The organism is Shewanella sp. M16 (assembly GCF_018224605.1).
GTDB classification, from domain to species: Bacteria; Pseudomonadota; Gammaproteobacteria; order Enterobacterales; family Shewanellaceae; genus Shewanella; species Shewanella oncorhynchi.
Map to the genome: position 1 here is coordinate 1 of NZ_JAGTUL010000104.1, position 1,153 is coordinate 1,153.

General features: G+C 45.3%; 1 protein-coding gene. It reads left to right on the top strand.

Annotation, left to right across the window (positions count from 1 at the left end):
- Positions 1-734 precede the first annotated feature (734 nt).
- On the top strand, positions 735-1,034 hold the full coding sequence (locus tag KFE26_RS23595) for a hypothetical protein (RefSeq protein WP_212601914.1): 300 nt from the start codon (positions 735-737) through the stop codon (positions 1,032-1,034).
- The last annotated feature ends 119 nt before the right edge of the window (positions 1,035-1,153 follow it).

Sequence of the window (1,153 nt, forward strand, 5' to 3'; positions counted from 1 at the left end):
GCCTTTACGGGTTCGCTAATCGCTCATTCCTTCGGAACTAACGCCCTTCAAGTCATTCCCTCGATGCCTCGGCTATCGCAACGGCCAACATCAAAAGCAAATCGTTTTTAGCGGTCGCGAGTGCTCGCACCGGCTAAACGATATTGACGGCCAAGGCTAGTTATCTGCTGATGGTCTTTCGCTTCGCTCGGGACCAACTGCAGATCACCTATAACCGTTTTTAGCGGTCGCGTTCCGCACCGGCTAAACGGTTACTCAAGCATTGGGTGAACGTCCTCCCTTGGTTAATTGAACAGCGAATTAACCAGGGGAGATTCCCCCCAACCGATCACCAGATTTAAAACCCCAAAACCAACGGCTTAAAAGCGCAGAGCCAACGCTTTAACAGCCCTAAAACCACAATCAACATTCCCACCCAATAAGAAAGAGTAAGCTCGATATAAAGCCTCGTCACAAGTCAATTTATCTCAGTGCCCCATCCCTATCGCTTTGCCCTTATCAACTTCTAATCTGTATGCCACCCCATTTTAAAGCGCAAGGGTATATAAACGCTTCGCGCCCTTGCTCTTGAAAATAAGGCGTCATATCAGGAAGTTGGGCTAAGCGATGATGATGTGACACAAACGGAGATAAAGGGCATGACTCACTCGACTTTAAATCAAGCAACACTTTCTAAATTATTGGCCGCGAACGCAGATAGCTTTCAAGCGAAAAGCGGGTCTTGCAATAATGATATGTCTGAAAAGCAATTTAAAAGCGTCAAAGAATACAGGCGCGAGATAGATAACTTGTTTCGTCAGGTGAACAGCCATTATCACGCTTGTCGTGGTTTAAATGAGTTTGAGAGCTTCGCAGCACAGCTTAAAAGTGTTTCAGATAGGGTTGCGGGTCTGGCGTGTAAACGAGCGAATAGTGATGATTTGGCGAGCCATGCAAGGGCGTTGTGTGTAGCTGCTGAGTGCGCGGCCAAGGTGCAAGACAAAATAAATGAGTTGAGCGATTTAAAGGCATATTTCGTTAAAAAGCGGCATTAAATGTTTTAAGTATTTCAAATATTTCAAATACTTGATATTGAACTTTACCCCCCATTGGGGGTATAATGGCTTTGTGGTCGGGAATAGTCCAAGACCAAAAAAAGGATTGTTAATCATGA

Excerpts from the sequence above, each read along its gene's own strand:
- KFE26_RS23595 (WP_212601914.1), top strand. The coding sequence starts at position 735 with ATGTCTGAAAAGCAATTTAAAAGCGTCAAAGAATACAGGCGCGAGATA.